Origin of the sequence: Polaribacter sp. L3A8 (assembly GCF_009796785.1) — a bacterium.
Classification (GTDB): domain Bacteria; phylum Bacteroidota; class Bacteroidia; order Flavobacteriales; family Flavobacteriaceae; genus Polaribacter.
The window spans coordinates 3,836,128-3,857,770 of the sequence record NZ_CP047026.1 but is presented as its reverse complement, the minus strand read 5'-3'; the positions used below and the strand labels follow the sequence as shown (position 1 = coordinate 3,857,770).

Genomic DNA, 21,643 nt, shown 5'->3' with positions numbered 1-21,643 from the left:
GTGAAGGTTTAAGTATTACAAATATATGGAATTTTAAAATAAATACGGAATTCAGTCTCTTACAGCTTTCTTATCGAGAGTTTAAAATAATGGTTGTGGTACTTGTTGAAAATGAGCAATAACAAATATTTTTAAACTATTCTCATAAAAAAATGGTTAACAAACACTTAATACCCCATCATTCTTAATTAAATAATAATAACAAAAAAATCTCGCTTTCGCGAGATTTTTATATTTTAAAGAATTCTTAAAAGACTATTTCCTAATAATTCTAACATTCATTTCTTCTACCTTTTTATCAGATAAAATTGATGGTGCATTAAATAATAAATCTTCTGATGAACCTGTTTTAGGAAAAGCCATTACCTCTCTAATAGAAGCTTTCTTTTCTAAAATCATCATTAATCTGTCTACTCCCCAAGCAATTCCTCCGTGAGGTGGCGCTCCATACTGAAAAGCTTTGTACATCGTACCCACACTTTTCATCATTTCTTCTTTATTGTAACCCATATTTTTATAGGTTGCTTCTAAAATTTCTGCTTTGTGAGCACGAACAGAACCTCCACCAATCTCGTAACCGTTTAAGATTAAATCGTATTGTTGCGCTATAATGGTTCCTATTTCTTCTCCTTCTCCAGTCATGTGCTTTTCTAAGTCATAGATTGCAGGCATAGAAAAAGGATTGTGTGTAAATGTCCATCTTCCTTCATCTGTTTTTTCAAACATTGGGAAATCTACAACCCACGCTGGTCTTAATTCTTTAGGATTGATCAACTTTAAAATACGCCCCATTTCTTGACGAACCGCATCTAATGCTTTGTTTGCTGTTGCATAATCTGCTGCTGAGAAAAATACAATATCACCAACTTGTGCATCTGTAGCTTTTATAATATTTGCTGCAATTTCTTCTCCTAAAAACTTAATAATTGGCGATTGTAAATCGTTTTCATTTACAATAATATATGCCAAACCACCTAAACCATTTTGTTGTGCAATAGCTGTTAAGTTTTCTATTTGTCCTTTAGACATACGTTTGTTTCCTTGCTCTGCTGCAGAAACTTTAATACATTTTACAATTCCGCCGTCTTCAATTGGTTTACTAAAAACCTGGAATGTGGTATCTTTTACAATATCTGTAATGTCTTGCATTTGTAAGCCATAACGTAAATCTGGTCTATCACAACCATATTTATCCATTGCATCTTTATACGTAATTACTTCAAACGGACGTAAAGTCCATTTTTTACCATATATTTTTTTGACAATTTCATTAAACATTTTGGTGTTTAAATCGATAATTTGCTGCATACTTGCGTACGCCATTTCTATATCTAATTGTGTGAATTCTGGTTGTCTATCTCCACGAGAATCCTCATCTCTAAAACAACGTGCTATTTGAAAATATTTTTCAAAACCACCTACCATCAACATTTGCTTAAATTGTTGTGGCGCTTGTGGTAACGTGTAAAAAGAACCTGCTTGTTTTCTTGTAGGCACAATAAATTCTCTTGCTCCTTCGTCTGTACCTGCAGTTAAAATAGGCGTTTCAATTTCTAAAAACTCTTCTTCATCTAAGATATCACGCATTAGCTTGATTACTCTATGACGGTTTACAATTGCTTTACGAACCTCATCATTTCTATGATCTAAAAACTTATATTGAAAACGAACATTCTCGTTCGATTTCATGGCTCTTTTTATTTCAAAAGGAAGCGTTTTAGATAAGTTTAAAATATCTAAAGCAGCTGTTTCTAATTCTAATTTACCGGTTCTTAAACCTGCATTATAATCATCTTCTTTACGCTGCACCACAATTCCGGTTACAGAAATAACAGATTCTGATTTTAATTTTACAAGCTCATCTAAATTAGGAAATGTTTCTCTACTTAAACGTACTTGAAAAACCTCATTACTTGAATCGCGTAAATCAATAAAAATTAATTCACCATGATCTCTAACACTAGAAACCCAACCCGATAAAGTAACCTCATCATTAATTGAATCTTCTGATATTTGAGAAATTTTATGTGTTCTGTATTCCTCTTTTATAATAATAGGAACTTGAGGTAATTCCTCTTCTTGGTTTTTGGTTGTTGGCTGTTGGTTGTTGGTTTCCTGTTCTTGACTTCTCGTCTCTTTTTTCTCTTTCCTTATTCCATCACCAGAACAAGCATTTAATATTTCTTGACGAATCACTTTTCCTGAAGCTCCTTTACCAATAATACCAATTACTTTACCAACAAGAATACCTGCTTTCCCTTGGTTTCCTGCTTTAATATCATTTGCAGTTGCTTCGTTTTCTGAAACTACTTTTGCAACGGCAGCTTTAATTTTATCTTCAGAAATGGTATTGTCTTCAAAGTACTTTTTATAATCGAAAGTTCTATCTTTTAAATAAGATGTAATTCCGTTTTGCACTAAAACAGACGTTATTTTATCTTCTTTAAATAATTGAAAAATTTCAATTAACTGATCCACACTATGAATATTCTCATACTCATCAGCACCTATATTATTTACCAATGTTTTGGCAACAAAAGAAGCATCATTTATTTTATTATTGATAGCAACAAAAACTTCTGAACGTAAAGAATCTGCAGTAAAAAACTTAGCATCTTGTGGTAAAACGCCACCTTTTATCAAAATAGATTCTACTGCAAAAGGCAAAGAACTAATATCAACATGTATACTATCTACAACTTTTTTGATGTTTACAAAAGGTAAATCTGGCTCAGAAATAAAACGATAATCTGCTTCAAATTCCTTTTTACGCATGGTTTTAGTCTGCTTTAAATCTGCATCCCATAAAACCGTTGTTTGGTCTGGTCTAAACGCTTTATTTTCTACGTAATAACTTAATTGCTTTTCAATTTCTTCCTTTAAAGCATCTACCATAAACTTAAAAGAATTTAAGTTTTTGATTTCTGTTCTTGGGTTTAAATCATACGTATGTTTTTTTCTAAGTGATACAGAAACATCCGACTTAAACTCTCCTTTTTCTAGATTTGCTTCAGAGATTTTTAAATTCTGAACAATTCTTTGAATGTATTGTGCGTATGTTGATGCATCTTCTATATGACGAATACAAGGATCGGTTACAATTTCTATTAACGGAACACCTGCTTTATTAAAATCTACTAAAGAAACTTTCTTTTCGTGCATTAATTTTGCAGCATCCTCTTCAATATGAACTTGTGTCAAACTCACTGTAAATTGCGAGCCATCATTTCTAAAACAAGAAACTTGTCCGTCTGGAATTACAGGATTGTGAAACTGTGTAATTTGAATATTCTTTGGGTTATCTGGGTATTCATAATGTTTACGATCCCAAGAAATTACCTCATTAGAAAAAGTAGATTTTACTGCCTTACCGAAATAAATAGCTTTGGTAATTGCTTCTTTATTTATAGAAGGTAAAACTCCCATTTGCCCAGTACAAACCGAACATATATTTTGATTTGGTTGTTCTATTTCTTGATTTGCACAAGAACAGAATAACTTTGTTTTTGTATTTAATCGAACGTGAGTTTCAATACCTATTACTAACTCTAAGTCGTGCTTTTTAATAAGCTCATTTAATTGTTCCAGTTCCATTATATCATATCTTTTAAGAAGTTAGCAAACTTCAAAACAAGTTCGTCATTATTTTTTGCTGCCGTAATTTGCAATCCTGTTTCTGTTCCTTGTGGCACTGTTAACGTTGGCAATTGTCCTAAACTAAAACCAACCGTATACGCATCAGACAAATACATTGCTAAAGGATCGTTTAAACTATCGCCAATTTTTGGTGGCGAATTTGGTGTTACTGGAGATAAAATAATAGCAACTTCTTTAAAATCTTTTTCAAAATTAGCTATAATTTGATCTCTTACATTTAATCCTTTTAAATAGATTTCATCAGAAAAACCTTGAGATAATACTTGGTTTCCACCAACAATTCTACGTTTAGATTCTTCAGAGAAATTTTCTGATCGTGTAATAGAATACGTATCTTTTAAAGTATCGCCCTCTATTCTATTTCCGTAATTTGTACCATCTAATCTAGAAAGGTTCGATGCTGTTTCTGCCATTGCTAAAGTATAGTAGGTAGAAACTAAAGTATCAGACTCAAAGAAATCTAATTCTTTTACTTCAATTCCTTTGGCTTTTATTTTTTCTATGGTTGCTAAAAAGTCCGCTTTTACTTTTGCATCAATTGCATCGTTTTCGATGAAATTTTTAAAGTATCCAACAGTTTTTATTTCATCAGCATTTAAAATATTTTCTTCTGATATAGCTTCCGATTGATACGTGGTTTGATCTTTAATATCTTGACCACTCATCACATTTAAAACAATTCTAATATCTTCTATCGATTTTGCAATGGGTCCAACACAATCTGTAGAAGATGCGTATGCCATTAATCCAAATCTAGAAATTCTTCCGTAGGTTGGTTTTAATCCGTAGACATTATTATAACCTGCCGGTTGACGAACAGAACCTCCCGTATCTCCACCAATTGAAAAAACTGTAAAATCTTTGGCAACATTTACTGCAGAACCTCCACTAGAACCACCAGAAACTAAATCTGTATTGATTGCGTTTTTAACGGCTCCGAAAATGGTGTTTTCAGATGATGAACCGTGTCCAAAAGAATCACAATTTTCTTTTACTAACGGTATTGCGCCTGCATCAAATAATTTCTGAATGGCAGTTGCCGTGTAAGGCGATTTATATTTTTTAAGTAAATCTGAACTCGCCGTTGTTAAAGTTCCTTGTACCATGTACACATCTTTAATTCCGAACGGAATTCCTTCTAACAAACCAATTTCTTGTCCGTTTTCAATCTTAGCATCAACTTTTGCAGCTAATTCTAGCGCCAATGTATCTAAAAGTGAATTGACAGTATTGTGGGTGTTCGATTTTAATAAATCTAATCTTTCTTGTACCAGTTTTGTACACGAAATTTCTTTGTTCACCAATTGCTGGTGAATTTTATGTATTTGCGATTCCATAATTATTCTTCTATCACTTTAGAAACTACTAAAAAACCATTCTTTTCTTTCGGAAAGTTTTCTATAATTATTTGTTTTTCTGCCTGCGGACTATCAATAACAACATCTTCTCTTAAATCATCTAAAGTTACAGCATTGTTATGATTGGTATTAACGTTAGTATCTGATGTATTTGCATTTTTAATTACCTCAAATAATTGATTCACCGATTCCGATGGCTCTGCTCCTTTAATACTAGACAAAATGTCTACCGTCATTATTTTGCTCATTTCTTTATTTTTTAATTAAGATTCTGAAACCAGTTCAGAACATGAAAAAAGCCTTCCGATTTGGAAGGCTTTATTTATATATTTCTAAACAACAACCTTCTTACCCTAACAATTAGGATTATTGAAATTACGATTGTTATTATTAATGGTCATATAATCTATTAATATGGACAAATATATGTAGAAAATATGGTACAAAAACCTCTTTTCTATCATTTTATACATCCATTGCATAATCAATAAAATATTAACTTGTAATTATAGATATCATAAAATATCATATCAAATAATTTAAAACCTTACTTATATTTTTTGGGCGTTCCTAAAGGTCGGGCTTTACACTACAATCTTTTGCCACAAAAAGGCAAAAGGATTTTCACTGCAATCCCTAACGCAAGCCGTTAACCTGTTTTGAAATAACGAGAATAAAACACCTTTTTTTTTAAGACAACCCTGTCAATAGCATCCAGCTTTAGCTGGATGCTATTGATAAATTACACAGATAGCTTTAGCCAAAAAAACATTTACAATGGGTTAAAACCCATTACTATTGACTTTTTTTTATAGAAATACTATCACTAAAAAAATTATCATTCTATTTTACACTAATTTCATATAATTGGTATTATTATTCTAAATATGTTGTTATTTTCAAAATCCATAAATTCAAAATTTAAAGATTTAAGCACTTTTTATTTTTTTGATTTCAAAACATCAAAAGAAAAATTCAAAAATCAAAAATAAAATCATTTTTAAGCCATTTAAGCCACTTTTAAGAAATCAACAAATGTTGATAATTTTTGAACTAAATAGCTAAAAACACTTGAAAAACGTTCTAAAAATTGTAATTTTGGTTTTACTGAAATTTCTTTTTTAAAGACGAATTTCATCAATCAAAAAAACAATAATGCACTTTATATAATGAGCGAAGAGAAAAAAAATAATTATGATGCTTCCAGTATTCAGGCACTGGAAGGAATGGAACACGTAAGAATGCGTCCTTCCATGTATATTGGAGATGTTGGTATACGTGGTTTACACCATTTAGTATATGAGGTTGTAGATAACTCTATTGATGAAGCAATGGGTGGTTATTGTGATACAATTGATGTTACTATAAATGAAGACAATTCTGTTACAACAAAAGATAACGGTCGTGGAATTCCTGTTGGAATGCACGAAAAAGAAGGCGTTTCTGCATTACAAGTTGTAATGACAAAAATTGGTGCCGGTGGTAAATTTGATAAAGATTCTTATAAAGTTTCTGGTGGTTTACACGGTGTTGGTGTTTCTTGTGTTAACGCACTTTCTGACCTTTTAGTAGCTACAGTTCATAAAGAAGGAAAAGTTTGGCAACAAGAATACTCTAAAGGAAAAGCATTATACCCAGTAAAAACTGTTGGAGAATCTGACTTTACAGGTACTATTGTTACTTTCTTACCAGACAAGACGATCTTTAAGCAAACTACAGAATTTAATTACGATACGCTGGCAACTCGTATGCGTGAATTATCTTTTTTAAATAAAGGAATCACCATTACGTTAACAGACAAAAGAAATACTGACGATGAAGGAAACTTTATTTCAGAAGTTTTTCATTCTGATGAAGGGTTACCAGAATTTATTAAATACCTAGATTCTACGCGTGAGCAATTAATTGGCTCTGTAATTTCTATGGAAGGTGAAAAAAATGGTATTCCTGTAGAAGTTGCTATGGTTTATAACACTTCTTATGCAGAAAACTTACACTCTTACGTAAACAACATTAATACTCATGAAGGTGGAACACACTTATCTGGTTTTAGACGTGGTTTAACAGGAACTTTAAAAAAGTATGCTGATGAATCTGGTTTACTTAAAAATGTAAAGTTTGATATTGCTGGAGATGATTTCCGTGAAGGTTTAACCGCTATTGTTTCTGTAAAAGTACAAGAACCACAGTTCGAGGGGCAAACAAAAACAAAATTAGGAAACAGAGAAGTTTCTGCCGCAGTTTCGCAAGCAGTTTCAGAAATGTTAACTGACTATTTAGAAGAAAACCCTAATGATGCTAAAATCATTGTTCAGAAAGTAATATTAGCAGCAACCGCAAGACACGCAGCACGTAAAGCCAGAGAAATGGTACAACGTAAAACGGTAATGTCTATTGGTGGTTTACCTGGTAAATTATCTGACTGTTCTGAAACGGATCCAGCACAATGTGAAATTTTCTTAGTTGAGGGAGATTCCGCAGGTGGAACAGCAAAACAAGGTAGAGATAGAAACTTTCAAGCAATCTTACCATTACGTGGTAAGATTTTGAATGTGGAAAAAGCAATGCAACATAAAGTTTTTGAAAACGAAGAGATCAAAAACATGTTTACTGCTTTAGGTGTTTCTATTGGTACAGAAGAAGATCCAAGAGCTTTAAACTTATCTAAAGTTCGTTATCATAAAGTAGTTATTATGTGTGATGCCGATGTAGATGGATCGCATATTGCTACCTTAATATTAACATTCTTTTTTAGATATATGAGAGAAATGGTAGAGCAAGGTTATATTTACATTGCAACACCGCCATTATATTTAGTTAAAAAAGGACAAAAGAGAGAATACGCTTGGGATGACAATCAACGTGATGTTATAGCACAACAAATGGGCGGTTCTGTAAGTGTACAACGTTATAAAGGTCTTGGAGAGATGAACGCAGACCAACTTTGGGACACAACCATGAATCCAGAATTTAGAACTTTACGTAAAGTTGTTATAGACAATGCAACAGAAGCAGATAGAGTATTCTCTATGTTAATGGGAGATGAAGTTCCACCTCGTAGAGATTTTATAGAAAGAAATGCAAAATACGCAAATATAGACGTATAAAATTTCAACCTAAATAATTTTATGAAACACACATTTCTAATACTAGAAATGTGTGTTTTTTTTATGACCTTTTTTAATGAAATAATTCTTAAAATCAATTATTTAAAAAAAACAGAAACTACTTACTACTAATGAAAAACACCTTTTTTTCACCGTTTAAAAAGTTCATCAGCTATGATTATTGATATATTTTTATATTTTAGCCGTAAAACCAGTAAAATTTAACCAATTACAAACTAAAATATATTAAAAATGAGAAAAGGAATTTTAATTTTTATAGGTGTATTCGCCTTAACATTTAGCGCAAAAGCACAAGATGGTTTTGAAGAAATTATTCTAGGAGGACAAGAGGATTCTAAAAAGCTTCTTGAAGGTTATTTTGCTCCTGCAATGGAAGGCTTTATATCTTCAATGAATAATGGATGGGCTCACACCGCAGAAGTACATAAAGTTTTAGGATTCGATTTAACTATTGGAGCAAGTGGTGCTTTAGTTCCTTCTTCAAAAGAAATATTTAAGGTTACTGGACTAACACATAACGGAGGTTCTTATGAAGGACCTACTTTAATGGGAGAGAGCCAAGGAAATACATATACAATTGAAAAAGATGGACAAACAATCTCTGTAGAAATGCCTGGAGGTATTGCAGAAGACTTACCAGTAAGCGCTGTCCCTGCACCTACCCTACAATTAAACGTAGGTTTACCTTACAAATTTGAGGCAATGGTTCGTTATTTTCCAGAAACAGATTTTGGTGATGATGGAGGAAGTGCAAAAATGATTGGTTTAGGTTTAAAGAAAGAAATTACAAGCTGGTTTGGACCTTTAGACAAATTACCTCTACACGTTTCTTTACTTGCTTCCTACACTACTTTAAACGTAATATATGGCTTTGAAAATACTGACAATGAAGAACTTACTATAGAAAACGGAGCAGCAGAATTTGATTTAAAAGCTTTTAATGTACAAGCATTGGCTTCTTTAAACTTTCCTTTTATAAACGTATATGGAGGTATTGGTTATGGATCTGGAAACAGTGACTTTAAAATGAACGGAACCTACACTTATGACAAAGACGGCGCTAATGAAGAAGAATTAACGCCACCTGATTTAAAATTTTCTGCAGCAAGTTTTAAAACAACTCTTGGAGCAAGAATTAGCTTAGGTTTCTTTAAAATATTTGCAGATTACACCCTACAAGAATACAATACTGTTTCGGCAGGTATTGCATTTAGTATTAGATAGAAAAGCTCGAAATCCTTTTCGCAAAAAGACACCTTTTTAGGGTGTCTTTTTACTTTTAAAGAACTAAAATCTTAAGTAAATTTCGTATTTTTGTTAGAGTTAATATTTATTATAAATCTTAAAATTATATATATGAAAGTTTCAGTAGTAGGAGCAGGTGCAGTAGGAGCAAGTTGTGCAGAATACATCGCAATTAAAGATTTCGCAGCAGAAGTAGTTATTTTAGACATTAAAGAAGGTTTTGCAGAAGGGAAAGCAATGGACTTAATGCAAACTGCTTCTTTAAATGGTTTTGACACCAAAATAACAGGGAGTACAAATGATTATTCTAAAACAGCAAATTCTGATGTTTGTGTAATTACCTCTGGTATTCCTCGTAAACCAGGAATGACTCGTGAAGAATTAATTGGTATTAATGCAGGTATTGTAAAAACAGTTTCAGCTAACTTAATCGAACATTCTCCTAACACAATCATAATTGTAGTATCTAACCCAATGGATACAATGACTTACTTGGTTCACAAAACTACAAGTTTACCTAAAAACAAAATTATTGGAATGGGTGGTGCTTTAGACTCTGCTCGTTTTAAATACAGATTGGCAGAAGCTTTAGGAGCTCCTATTTCTGATGTTGACGGAATGGTTATTGGAGGTCACTCAGATAAAGGAATGGTACCATTAATAGGAAAAGCAGCTAGAAATAGTGTTGTTGTTTCAGAATTTTTATCTGAAGAACGTATGGATCAAGTTGTACAAGATACTAAAGTTGGTGGAGCAACCCTTACAGGTTTATTAGGTACTTCTGCTTGGTATGCTCCAGGTGCAGCAGTTTCTGCAATGGTTCAAGCAATTGCTTGTGATACTAAAAAAATATTCCCTTGTTCTGCTTTATTAGAAGGTGAATTTGGTTTAAGCGATTTATCAATTGGTGTACCTTGTGTATTAGGTGCTAACGGAATTGAAAAAATTGTTGAAATTAGCTTAACAGATGCTGAAAAAGCAAAATTAGCAGAATCTGCAGTTGGTGTAAAAGCAACTAACGGATTATTAGAATTATAAATCTATTAATAGATTTTATCTAACATATTATTTAATATTTAAAAGCCTTAAAGACATTTTCTTTGAGGCTTTTTTTATATTTCAATATTTATAAAACACAACTTTTATCAACAATAAAAAACACTTTAACTCCACTCCTATTGGTCTTAATATTTTCTCTAAAAGCACAATACTATACTTAATTCTAACAATCTTTATTATTGTCAAACTCCCAATAAGATGTAATTATAAAAGAACATCAACAAGCTATCTTCCTATAGATTTACAGAGAACCCGTATCTTCGCATTCTAATTATTGAAAAAGTGAAAAAGCAAACACATACTCTTTTAAAAAACATATACGGTTACGATAATTTTCGTCCTTTGCAAGAAGAAATCATAGACCGAACCATAGAAGGAAAAGATAGTTTTGTATTAATGCCAACAGGAGGAGGAAAATCTATTTGCTTCCAAATTCCTGCATTATTATTTGATGGAATTACAATTGTAGTTTCTCCGCTTATTTCATTAATGAAAGACCAAGTACAAGCTTTAAAAGCAAACGGAATAAAAGCCGATTTCTTTAACAGCTCTATTTCTACACAAGAAGAAAACGAAGTAATTAACAAAGCCATTAACGGAGAAATACAACTTTTATATTTATCACCAGAAAAATTAATAGCCGTTCGTAATACTTGGTTAAAACAACTAAACATAAAATTAGTAGCCATTGATGAAGCCCATTGCGTTAGTATGTGGGGACATGATTTTAGACCAGAATACACACAATTAAAAGTCTTTAGAAATTCATTACCAAAGGTTCCTTTTATGGCCTTAACCGCTACAGCGGATAAATCTGCTAGAAAAGATATTGAGAATCAATTAGGTTTAACAAATTCGAAACTATTTATTTCTTCTTTCGATAGAAAAAATTTAAGCATTGAAGTAAGAGGACAAGTTCAAAAAAAGAAAAAGCTACAAGAAATCACCAGTTTTATAAGAAGAAGAAAAGATGAAAGTGGTATTATCTATTGCTTAAGCAGAAAAAACACAGAAGAAGTTGCAAACTACCTTAAAAAAGAAGGACATTCTGTAGCGTTTTATCACGCAGGCATGAATCATGAAGAAAGAGAAAGCACACAAACAGATTTTATAAATGATGATATAAAAATAGTAGTTGCTACCATCGCATTCGGAATGGGAATTGACAAATCTAATGTTCGTTTTGTAATTCACTATAACTTACCAAAAAACCTTGAAGGCTATTACCAAGAAATAGGAAGAGCAGGAAGAGATGGATTGCCTTCAGAAACTGTTTTATACTACAATATGAGAGATTTTGTATTGTACAGTCAGTTTGCAGATGGAGGAGCAAATAGTGCCATGCAAAAAGAAAAATTAAATAGAATGCTTCAATTTGCAGAAGCAAAATCTTGTAGAAGAAAAATATTATTATCCTATTTTGGAGAACATCTTACTGAAAACTGTGGCAATTGTGATGTTTGCGAAAATCCTCCTAAAGATTTTGAAGGCACTGTTTTAACTCAAAAAGCACTTTCTGGAATTGCAAGAATGAAAGAAAAAGACGGAATTACCATGTTGATAAATGTGTTAAGAGGAAGTAATAATGCAGATATTCACACAAAACAATACTTCAATTTAAAAACCTACGGAATTGGTAAAGATGTTAGCTTTTTTGATTGGCGAGATTATGTAATTCAAATGGCAAATCAAGGGCTTATAGAAATAATGTATAGCGAAAATTCTGCCTTAAAAATATCACCAATTGGTTGGGAAGTTTTAAAAGGAGAGAAAACAATACGATTAACAACGCCTGTAAAGGTTGATGATAAAAAGAAAATTCAAAAAACAACAAAAACAATAACTGGAGGCGAATCTAATAACGATTTATTATCAGAACTTAAAAAAATAAGATACACTATTTCAAAGGAAGAAAAAATGCCCGCTTACATCATTTTTAATGACAAAACATTAAAATTAATGGCAAGTGTACTTCCTACAACAGAAAATGAATTTTTAGCAATTTCTGGAGTAGGTATGAACAAAATGGAAAAATATGGTGATGAGTTTATGAGTGTCATCCGCAAATTTAAAAGCGTAGCAAAACCCAGAAAAATTACAACGATACAAAAAACCTTTAATTTATATAATACAGGTTTAACCCCAACAGAGATCGCAGAAGAAAGAAGTTTATCTATTACCACGATCTACTCTCATTTATCTCAATTATACATGGAAGGAAAAAATGTTGATTTAGAAAAACTTGTTTCCCAAGAAGTTGTAGACAAAGTACGCGTTGCATTTAATGAATTAGAAAGAAAAATAGAATTGAAACCTATTTACGATAAGCTAAACGAAGAAGTATCTTATGGAGAAATAAGACTAAGTATTACACTCATCTTAAAAAATGAATAAAACCCATTATCATCAACAACCTAGGTATTTGCATCTTTCTTACAAATTAAAAAAAATGAACTTTACTCCTAGTACTTTTTTCATTGTCTCTCACCTTATAAATTCACCTGTAAAACAAGTAACTTTTATAATTAAATAAGATTATTTATTTCAGAAAAAGGAAGCAAACTTTTTTATATATTTGACACATGCATACAAAATGGTACATCTGTACTTTATTTTTATTATTTATTTGCTTTGGAGCATTTCAAGATCAGGTTTCTATACCAAATCAAGAAATTGCGCTAGAATTTTTTGATGCTAAAATTAACAAAAAAGATATTGAAAATACCATTGCAGAAGTAAAAGAAAAACTACTAAAAGTTGGTGTATCAAATATTATCATCAATAAAACAAAAAGCGGCACTTTAAAAATTTCTTATTACAGTGCTGATAATATTGATAATATTAAAAAAGAACTTGCTAAAGAGACTAAATTAGCTTTAAATAAAGATTCTGAAAAGGACAAAAAAAGCAAAAACTCTTCTAATTACAATATTGACATCTATGAATTAACGGATCAAACAGATATTTCTAATTTAGATGACAAGTTTATCTTTGAAATTAAGTATAACTCAGATAGATTTACAACATTAGATTATTCTGCTCTGGCAAAAAATGTTGAGCAATATAAAACAAATCAACTTTTTAAAACGGCTTACAAAGTCAATAAAAAGAATCCTTTTTCAAAGGATAGAACTTCATACAAAGAGCCAGAAGTTAGAGCTGGTCCAAAAAATAACATTAGCTAAAAAAGTATTCATTTACATTTTTTTCTACCTTCTTAAATTAATGAGTATCACACTCATAATCACAAAAAAACAATCAACAAAAATAATTGTCAGGTTATACGAGAAACTATATATTTGCTCGTTCTAAAAAAAAGTCGACAATAAAATAAAAAACATGCAAAACAAAGGACTTATTAAGTTATTCGCAATCCTTTTTGGATTAGTGAGTTTATATCAATTATCATTTACGTTTTTAGCCAATAAGGTTGAAGATGACGCAGTTAGTTATGCAGAAAGTAAAGGAACTGATACAGATGCAAGACAAAGAGCTACTTTTGAAAGAAAGTACTTAGATAGTGTTGCAAACAAAGACATTATTAATTTAGGTGTAACAACATATACTTATAATGATGTAAAAGACAAAGAAATGAATCTTGGTCTAGATTTAAAAGGTGGTATTAATGCTATTTTACAAGTATCTGTAAAAGAAGTTTTAAAAAGTTTATCTAACGATTCTAAAAACGTAGTTTTTAACCAGGCTTTAGAAGCGGCAGATGAAGCTCAAAAAAACAGTAATGCTACATACTTAGACTTATTTTTTCAAGAATTTGAAAAAGTTGCAGGAGATACTAAATTAAGTGATCCATCTATTTTTGGAACCAAAGCGTTAAGTGAAAAAATTACTTTTAATGAAGCCAATGCAACTGTTAAAGCAACATTACAAGAAGAAATTAACAGTTCTATTGGTACTGCTTTTGAAGTATTAAGAAGTAGAATTGATAAATTTGGTGTTACACAACCTAACATTCAAAGAATTGGAAATTCTGGAAGAATTCAAATTGAATTACCAGGAGCAAAAGATATTGAGCGTGTAACTAGATTAATTACTAGTAAAGCAGAATTACAATTTTGGGAAGTATATACCAATGCAGAAGTTCAGAATTTCTTTTTTACAGCAAATAGTAAAGTTGCAGAAATTTTAAAAGACAACACCGTTTTAGAAAAAGCAATCGATTCTACTAAAAAAGATGATATTGATGATTTATTAGGTGAAACAAAAGATTCTACAGACGTAAATCAAAAAAACCTTTTTACGTATTTATATCCTAATGTAGCACAATCTCAACAACAAATGAGCTCTTTAGTTGCTCAGGCTAGAGTTTTAGATACTGCTACTGTAAATAGTTTATTAAAAAGAAAAGAAGTTAGAGCTTTATTGCCAAATGAATTAAAATACGTTAAATTCTTATGGGACTATAAAGCGAACAAAGGTGTAGACGGAACAGAATTAATAGGATTATATGCTATTAAAGGAAACCGTAACGATAGAGCTACAATTGAAGGTGATGTAATTTTAGATGCTTCTCAAGTATTTGACCAATTAAACAAACCAGAGGTTAGTATGACTATGAATAGTTCTGGTACTAAACAATGGGCTAAAATGACTACAGACAACCAAGGTAAATTTGTAGCTGTTGTTTTAGACAACTATGTGTATACGGCTCCTTCTGTAAACACACCAATTACAGGTGGTAGAACTTCTATTTCAGGAGGGACTATGACGATTTCTGAAGCTGAAGACATTTCTACTGTACTAAAAGCAGGTAAATTACCAGCTGCTGCAAGAATTATTCAGGCAGAGGTTGTAGGACCATCTTTAGGTCAAGAATCTATAGATCACAGTATTCAGTCATTTGGTTTAGCTATTTTCTTAGTATTAGTTTGGATGATTTTATACTATGGTAAAGCAGGTTTATATGCAGATATTGCCTTAGCAGTAAACATCTTATTTATCTTCGGAATTTTAGCTTCTTTCAACGCTGTGTTAACATTGCCTGGTATTGCGGGTATTATCTTAACCATTGGTATGTCTGTAGATGCAAACGTTATTATCTTTGAGAGGATTAAAGAAAGTTTATCAATTAAAAAAGGATTAAAACAATCTGTAGAAGAAGGTTTCTCTATTAAAGGAGCTTTATCTGCAATTATAGATGCAAATATTACTACCCTTTTAACAGGTGTTATTTTATATGTTTTTGGAACAGGACCAATTAAAGGTTTTGCATTAACATTAATGATTGGTATTGCTACTTCTTTATTTACTGCTGTATTTATTACACGTTTATTAATTGACAGAGCTGTTGAAAAAGATGGTAGCTTAACTTTTAACACTTCTATTTCTAAAGGATGGTTCCAAAATATTAATGTAGAGTTCTTAAAGAAACGTAAAATTGCATACTTCGTTTCTGGAGCTGTAATTGTTGCCGGAATTATCTCTATATTCTCTATCGGATTAAAACAAGGGGTAGATTTTAAAGGAGGACGTTCTTATGTTGTTCGTTTCGATCAAACAATGAACGCAACTGATGTTGCATCAACTTTAAAAGACGCTTTTGGTACTGCTCCAGAAGTAAAAACGTATGGATCTGACCGTCAATTAAAAATAACAACAGTTTATAAAATTGATGAAGAAGGACAAGATGTAGATGACCAAGTTCAAAATGCATTATTTACAGGATTAAAATCGTATTTAGGTACAACTTCTTACGAAGACTTTAAACCAGGATTTGAAAAAGAAGGATCTGGTGTAATGAGCTACATGAAAGTAGAACCAACCATTGCAGATGATATTAAAACATCAGCATTGTATGCCGTTCTAGGATCTTTATTAGTAGTTTTCTTATACATATTATTACGTTTTAGAAAGGTATCTTTCTCTATTGGAGCTGTAGTTGCAGTTTTCCATGACGTTTTAATAGTATTAAGTGTATTCTCTATTACGTACAGCTTTATGCCTTTTGATATGGAAATAGGTCAATCTTTTATTGCTGCAATTCTAACGGTGGTCGGATACTCACTGAATGATACGGTGGTTATTTTTGATAGAATTAGAGAATTTACAGGTACACATCCAAACTGGAAATACAGTGAAGTTGTAGACAAAGCATTAAGCTCTACATTAGGAAGAACAATAAACACCTCTTTAACAACATTATTAGTAATGTTAGCAATCTTCTTATTTGGAGGAGATTCTATTAAAGGATTTATGTTTGCCTTAATTATTGGTGTAGTAGTTGGTACATATTCATCATTATTTGTGGCAACACCAATTATGTTTGACACTTCTAAAAAAGAAGAAAAAAATAATTAAAATTATTTTAAGAGATATTAAAACCGTTTTTAATTTGTGACTATCAGATTAAAAACGGTTTTTTCATTCAACATATAGTTATTAAATTTGCAATCTAATGAGTATTATAAAACTTCAAGACTTACACTTTAAACCTTATATAGATCAGGAAGAAATTGCCGCTATTGTAAAATATTTAGCAATTCAAGTAAAAGCAGATTTGCCTAAAGGCGAAATTCCTCTTTTTGTAGGTATTTTAAATGGATGTTTTCTATTTGCTGCAGATTTTATTAGAGAATTTAACGGAAACTGCGAAGTTTCATTTGTAAAATTAGCTTCCTATAACGGAACCTCATCTACAGACAACGTAAAAGAACTAGTAGGTATAAATGAAGACTTAACAGGAAGAACTGTAATTATATTAGAGGATATTATTGATACAGGAAATACACTTCAAGAAATTTATAATATCTTTAGAGATAAAAACGTAAAACAACTAAGAATTGCTACGTTATTTTTTAAACCAGATGTATTTAAAAAAGAATTACCAATAGATTATATCGGAAAAAGTATTGAAGATAAATTTATTGTTGGTTACGGATTAGATTACAATGGTTTGGGTAGAAATTACCCAGCAATTTATCAATTATCAACACAACCCAAAATGAAAAACATTGTATTATTTGGCCCTCCAGGAGCAGGAAAAGGAACACAAGCAGAATTTTTAAAAGACATGTACAACTTGGTACATATCTCTACCGGAGATGTATTCCGTTTCAATATTAAAAATCAAACGGAATTAGGGCTATTAGCTAAAAAATATATGGATGAAGGAGATTTAGTTCCGGATGAAGTAACAATTAACATGCTAAAAGCAGAAGTAGAAAAAAATGCAGATGCTAATGGGTTTATTTTTGATGGTTTTCCAAGAACAGAATCACAAGCGAAAGCTTTAGATCTATTCTTAGCAGAAAAAGGAGAACAAATAAACGGTATGGTTGCTTTAGAAGTGCCAGAAGATGCTTTAGTAAAGCGTTTATTAGAAAGAGGAAAAACAAGTGGTAGAACAGACGATACTGATGAAAGTAAAATTAGAAATCGTTTTAACGAGTACAACACAAAAACAGCTATTTTAAAGGATTATTTTGATGCCCAAAATAAATACTACGGAATTAATGGTGTAGGATCTATAGACGATATTACACAACGCATTGCTACCGTATTTGATACTTTATAAATCGTTTAACTGTTAAATTGTGTAAAACTTTAATAGGTAAAGTAAAAATTAATTACACGCTTAAACAACAATTATGACTGAAGGAAATTTTGTCGATTACATAAAAATCTATGCTTCTTCTGGTAAAGGAGGCCAAGGTTCTATGCACTTGCATAGAGAGAAGTATATTACCAAAGGTGGTCCAGATGGTGGAGATGGTGGACGTGGAGGACACATTATTTTACGTGGTGATAAAAATATGTGGACATTATTCCACCTAAAGTTTAAACGTCATTTTAGAGCCGAAGGTGGTGGTGGTGGTAGTGCTAGTAGAAGTACTGGGCACGATGCAGAAGACATTTATATAGATGTGCCTTTAGGTACCATTATAAAAGATGCCGATACAGATGAAATAATTGTAGAAGTTACAGAACACGAAAAAGAAGTAGTTTTATTACGTGGTGGAAAAGGTGGCCTTGGAAACTGGCATTTTAAATCATCTACAAATCAAACCCCAAGATATTCTCAACCAGGAATGGATGGTGCTGATGGTTGGTTTAGAATGGAATTAAAATTATTAGCAGATGTTGGTTTAGTAGGTTTCCCTAATGCAGGAAAATCTACTTTGTTATCTGTTTTAACTTCTGCAAAACCAAAAATTGCAGATTATGCTTTTACAACGTTAAAACCTAACTTAGGGATTGTAGAACATAGAAATCATCAAACATTTGTAATTGCAGATATCCCTGGAATTATAGAAGGTGCTGCAGAAGGAAAAGGATTAGGTCATCGTTTTTTACGTCATATAGAACGTAATTCAGCTTTGTTATTCTTAGTTCCTGCAGATAGTGATGACATTAACAAAGAATACGAAATTCTTTTAAATGAGCTAAAAAAACACAATCCAGAATTATTAGATAAAGACAGATTATTGGCTATCTCTAAAACAGATATGTTAGATGATGAATTACAAGCAGAAATAAAAGCAGATTTACCAAAAGGTGTAGAAGCTATATTTATATCATCTGTAGCAGAAATTGGTCTACAAGAATTGAAAGACAAGCTTTGGAAAATGCTAAATTAAACTGTATAATACCAATTTTTTCTTTTTTTAGATTCTAAACTTAGAATATACATATAGATGAAAGGTTATAATTATTGCAAAAGCATAAATTATAACCTTTTTTTTATTGTAAAGTTAAAAAAGAATAATAGTTTACTTAATACTTACAGAAAACAAAAAGAACCTTTTTATATATAAAAAGGTTCTTTTTTAAATAAAAATTATAAATTTTTATTACTTAAAATAATGAGCATTATATTAGTTAATAAAATCATACCATTGCGCAAGCATTGTAGTATCATCTACAGGAATTATACCTAATGTATTTTGTACAGCATTTAAATCTATCATTTTTTGTACATAAAAACCACTATCTCTAAAAAGAAATTCTAGCATTGGTAATGCTCCACTTCTTCTAACAGTTGCTACAGGTAAAGTTTCTGTAAGCTTAATAATATTATTGCCATTAGCAGCTTCTGTTACAGTATAGGTAAAAGGAAAACGCAAGCTAAAAGATCTTCCACTTGAAAAATAACGAATTTCTACATAAGGGTCTGTCTCTAAATTATATATATAAACACGATCTATAGTTCTACCACTCTGTGTATCTGTAAAATGCTGCTCCCAGTCTTTATAAAAATTAATAAATCGTTGACTTGATAAATCACTATCTGCAAATCTTGTTCTATACAAACGTAAGCTATTATTGCCTCTAGACTCGTTACCGAAATCATAAAAAGGTAATAAAAAATTTAACTCATCAGCATAATTTAAAGTCATTTTAACACCATCAACCTCCGCTACAAACTCATCCTTTTCTACATTATAAACAAACTCGTCTAAAGTTACATTGTCTATTTCTACTGCAGGACTAACACTAAAACCAGTAGGTGTAGGTGCAATACCAAATTTAAAATCTGTTATTGTAGCATCTTTACTTATTGCTGTAACTGTTGCAAATCTTCTAGCCTCATTAAAAGAAAAACCATATAAAGTAGTTTTACCACCACTTTCTAAAGTTAAATTTCTAAAAACAGATTTTAATGGGTCTATTGGAATATTCGATGCTAACATTGACCTATTTTGAGTTATTAAACTAGTCCAGTCTTCTTTAGATGCTCTAGAAAAACGAATGATAATATCTCTGTCTCTATTAGATTTAAAAAGAATATCTTCTCCGTCTGTTTTAAAGTATAAAAACTCAAAACTACCTTTATATCCTTGTCCTCTAAGATCTTCGTCTGGAGAATTATTTGAATCTGATAGCTCATGAATTACATTTTTTGTTGTAAAAGTAAGCTTAATAGTAGACCCCAATGTAATATCATACAAACTAGCTGTAGAAACATCTGGTGTACCAAAATCAGAATCCATAATTACTTCAGAATCGCTAATAAAATCGAATAAAAAAGTAAAACCACCTAATTCTGTATCATCTGTAAAATAAGTTGTTTTCCAACCGTTTTCTGAACTTTGTAAAGATGTTTTTAACGCTGCAATACTCTTTTCTATTCTAACTGTTGGTACATCATCAAACAACAGTTCTGGGTCGCTATTATCTTGACAGCTGTTAAACACTAAAAGACAAAGAGCCAAAATTAATGGGTATCTATTTATTTTAAAATTTTTCATGTTCTTATTTATTTTATTGCTTCTAAAATATTATCTGTAGCTAATTTTTGCAATTCATATAAATCTATATTAAAAGATTTCTTGAAATATTCTGCAACAATTGCCTCTTTTGCTTTTATAAGCGCAATAGCATTATCTGCTTGCGGAGTTGCTGTTACAGTTGCGGCTTGTGTTGCAGCATCTTTTTCTGCTTGCGAAGCACTACTACCTAAATTATCTAAGGCATTAGAAACAGCATTAGAAATAATTCTACTCTTAATATTGTCTATAAGTTCTTGATATTCTGTAGCATTATTAGTAAGCATGGTTTCTACCATTTCTGCAAAATCTTCATTCTCATTTAACCTCGCATAATCGGTAATAAAACCAAGACTGTTTGCAATATCAAACCTTTCTTGTTCATTTGCAGGGTTAAACCATTGTGCTGTATAACCTCCTGGTGTTATTTGTTTAAATGCCTCTTCATCATAACGTATTTGCTGATTTAAAATATGTGTATATTCATGCTGTATCGTTCTAATAAATTCTACAACACCACTTTTACTTTTTACATCTACTAAATCCGTTTCAAATAAAACAATGTTTTTTCCTCCTTCAGCAAAACCTAAAGTTCTTGTTCCACTAGCATTTAAATTTATACCACCAACTAAAACCATTTCTCTTGGTGCAATATTTTTTACAAAATCTTCACCACCTAACTCCGTGTAGGTATCAATCCAAACTTTTTTAACTACTTCCATAACAGGAACTACTTTATTTAAAGTTGGTGGAAATAAATATCTATTTAAATCTACCCTACCTTCATCCCATTGGTAGTTTACATCAATATTAAATGGATTGGTAAAGTTTTCTCTTAACCACAGATCTGTAGTATTTAAATTTGGTGTTTGAGTATTTAAATTACTTTCTGTTAATGCCTCTTCTTGTTGATTACAAGCAGTTATAACTCCTAAAAATAGTACTGTAATGTATATATATAATTTTCTCATAA

13 protein-coding genes are annotated in these 21,643 nt (G+C 31.2%); 8 read left to right on the top strand and 5 right to left on the bottom strand.

The window, feature by feature from the left end:
- Positions 1–255: 255 nt before the first annotated feature.
- Genes gatB/aspS through GQR92_RS15960 form a run of 3 tightly spaced genes read right to left on the bottom strand, consistent with a single transcriptional unit; the run spans position 256 to position 5,263 of the window.
- Positions 256–3,594: a bifunctional amidotransferase subunit GatB/aspartate--tRNA ligase AspS gene (gatB/aspS, locus tag GQR92_RS15970; protein ID WP_158841264.1), complete on the bottom strand. Its 3,339-nt coding sequence runs from the start codon at positions 3,592–3,594 to the stop codon at positions 256–258.
- Complete coding sequence (locus tag GQR92_RS15965; protein ID WP_158841262.1) at positions 3,594–4,994, bottom strand: amidase family protein; 1,401 nt, start codon at positions 4,992–4,994, stop codon at positions 3,594–3,596. The genes gatB/aspS and GQR92_RS15965 overlap by 1 nt, the downstream gene beginning before the upstream one ends.
- A gap of 2 nt (positions 4,995–4,996) precedes the next feature.
- A complete protein-coding gene (locus tag GQR92_RS15960) occupies positions 4,997–5,263 on the bottom strand; it encodes a hypothetical protein (protein WP_199269151.1) in 267 nt (88 codons plus the stop codon).
- Positions 5,264–6,184: 921 nt separating this feature from the next.
- On the opposite strand from GQR92_RS15960, the gene gyrB reads away from it, so the two are divergent.
- From gyrB to obgE, 8 genes are all read left to right on the top strand, one after another.
- Positions 6,185–8,122: a DNA topoisomerase (ATP-hydrolyzing) subunit B gene (gene gyrB / locus GQR92_RS15955; RefSeq protein WP_158841260.1), complete on the top strand. Its 1,938-nt coding sequence runs from the start codon at positions 6,185–6,187 to the stop codon at positions 8,120–8,122.
- Positions 8,123–8,374: 252 nt separating this feature from the next.
- Positions 8,375–9,367: a DUF6588 family protein gene (locus GQR92_RS15950; RefSeq protein ID WP_158841258.1), complete on the top strand. Its 993-nt coding sequence runs from the start codon at positions 8,375–8,377 to the stop codon at positions 9,365–9,367.
- A gap of 132 nt (positions 9,368–9,499) precedes the next feature.
- A complete protein-coding gene (locus tag GQR92_RS15945; protein ID WP_158841256.1) occupies positions 9,500–10,426 on the top strand; it encodes a malate dehydrogenase in 927 nt (308 codons plus the stop codon).
- Between the two features lie 303 nt (positions 10,427–10,729).
- Complete coding sequence (gene recQ, locus GQR92_RS15940; RefSeq protein WP_158841254.1) at positions 10,730–12,841, top strand: DNA helicase RecQ; 2,112 nt, start codon at positions 10,730–10,732, stop codon at positions 12,839–12,841.
- 188 nt (positions 12,842–13,029) lie between these two features.
- On the top strand, positions 13,030–13,632 hold the full coding sequence (locus tag GQR92_RS15935) for a hypothetical protein (protein ID WP_158841252.1): 603 nt from the start codon (positions 13,030–13,032) through the stop codon (positions 13,630–13,632).
- A 154-nt stretch (positions 13,633–13,786) separates the two neighbouring features.
- Entirely contained in the window at positions 13,787–16,762 is a 2,976-nt protein-coding gene (secDF, locus tag GQR92_RS15930) for a protein translocase subunit SecDF (RefSeq protein ID WP_158841250.1), read from the top strand.
- 97 nt (positions 16,763–16,859) lie between these two features.
- Entirely contained in the window at positions 16,860–17,978 is a 1,119-nt protein-coding gene (locus GQR92_RS15925) for an adenylate kinase (RefSeq protein WP_158841248.1), read from the top strand.
- Between the two features lie 73 nt (positions 17,979–18,051).
- Complete coding sequence (gene obgE / locus GQR92_RS15920; protein ID WP_158841246.1) at positions 18,052–19,041, top strand: GTPase ObgE; 990 nt, start codon at positions 18,052–18,054, stop codon at positions 19,039–19,041.
- Between the two features lie 237 nt (positions 19,042–19,278).
- Here the strand turns inward: obgE and GQR92_RS15915 are convergent, their stop codons facing one another.
- Both GQR92_RS15915 and GQR92_RS15910 read right to left on the bottom strand, forming a co-directional pair.
- On the bottom strand, positions 19,279–20,652 hold the full coding sequence (locus tag GQR92_RS15915; RefSeq protein ID WP_158841244.1) for a DUF4302 domain-containing protein: 1,374 nt from the start codon (positions 20,650–20,652) through the stop codon (positions 19,279–19,281).
- Positions 20,653–20,660: 8 nt separating this feature from the next.
- Complete coding sequence (locus GQR92_RS15910) at positions 20,661–21,641, bottom strand: substrate import-associated zinc metallohydrolase lipoprotein (protein ID WP_158841242.1); 981 nt, start codon at positions 21,639–21,641, stop codon at positions 20,661–20,663.
- Positions 21,642–21,643: the final 2 nt, after the last annotated feature.

Excerpts from the sequence above, each read along its gene's own strand:
- GQR92_RS15915 (WP_158841244.1), bottom strand. The coding sequence starts at position 20,652 with ATGAAAAATTTTAAAATAAATAGATACCCATTAATTTTGGCTCTTTGT.
- GQR92_RS15935 (WP_158841252.1), top strand. The coding sequence starts at position 13,030 with ATGCATACAAAATGGTACATCTGTACTTTATTTTTATTATTTATTTGC.
- obgE (WP_158841246.1), top strand. The coding sequence starts at position 18,052 with ATGACTGAAGGAAATTTTGTCGATTACATAAAAATCTATGCTTCTTCT.
- GQR92_RS15910 (WP_158841242.1), bottom strand. The coding sequence starts at position 21,641 with ATGAGAAAATTATATATATACATTACAGTACTATTTTTAGGAGTTATA.
- gyrB (WP_158841260.1), top strand. The coding sequence starts at position 6,185 with ATGAGCGAAGAGAAAAAAAATAATTATGATGCTTCCAGTATTCAGGCA.
- GQR92_RS15965 (WP_158841262.1), bottom strand. The coding sequence starts at position 4,994 with ATGGAATCGCAAATACATAAAATTCACCAGCAATTGGTGAACAAAGAA.
- GQR92_RS15950 (WP_158841258.1), top strand. The coding sequence starts at position 8,375 with ATGAGAAAAGGAATTTTAATTTTTATAGGTGTATTCGCCTTAACATTT.
- GQR92_RS15960 (WP_199269151.1), bottom strand. The coding sequence starts at position 5,263 with ATGAGCAAAATAATGACGGTAGACATTTTGTCTAGTATTAAAGGAGCA.
- GQR92_RS15925 (WP_158841248.1), top strand. The coding sequence starts at position 16,860 with ATGAGTATTATAAAACTTCAAGACTTACACTTTAAACCTTATATAGAT.
- secDF (WP_158841250.1), top strand. The coding sequence starts at position 13,787 with ATGCAAAACAAAGGACTTATTAAGTTATTCGCAATCCTTTTTGGATTA.
- GQR92_RS15945 (WP_158841256.1), top strand. The coding sequence starts at position 9,500 with ATGAAAGTTTCAGTAGTAGGAGCAGGTGCAGTAGGAGCAAGTTGTGCA.
- gatB/aspS (WP_158841264.1), bottom strand. The coding sequence starts at position 3,594 with ATGGAACTGGAACAATTAAATGAGCTTATTAAAAAGCACGACTTAGAG.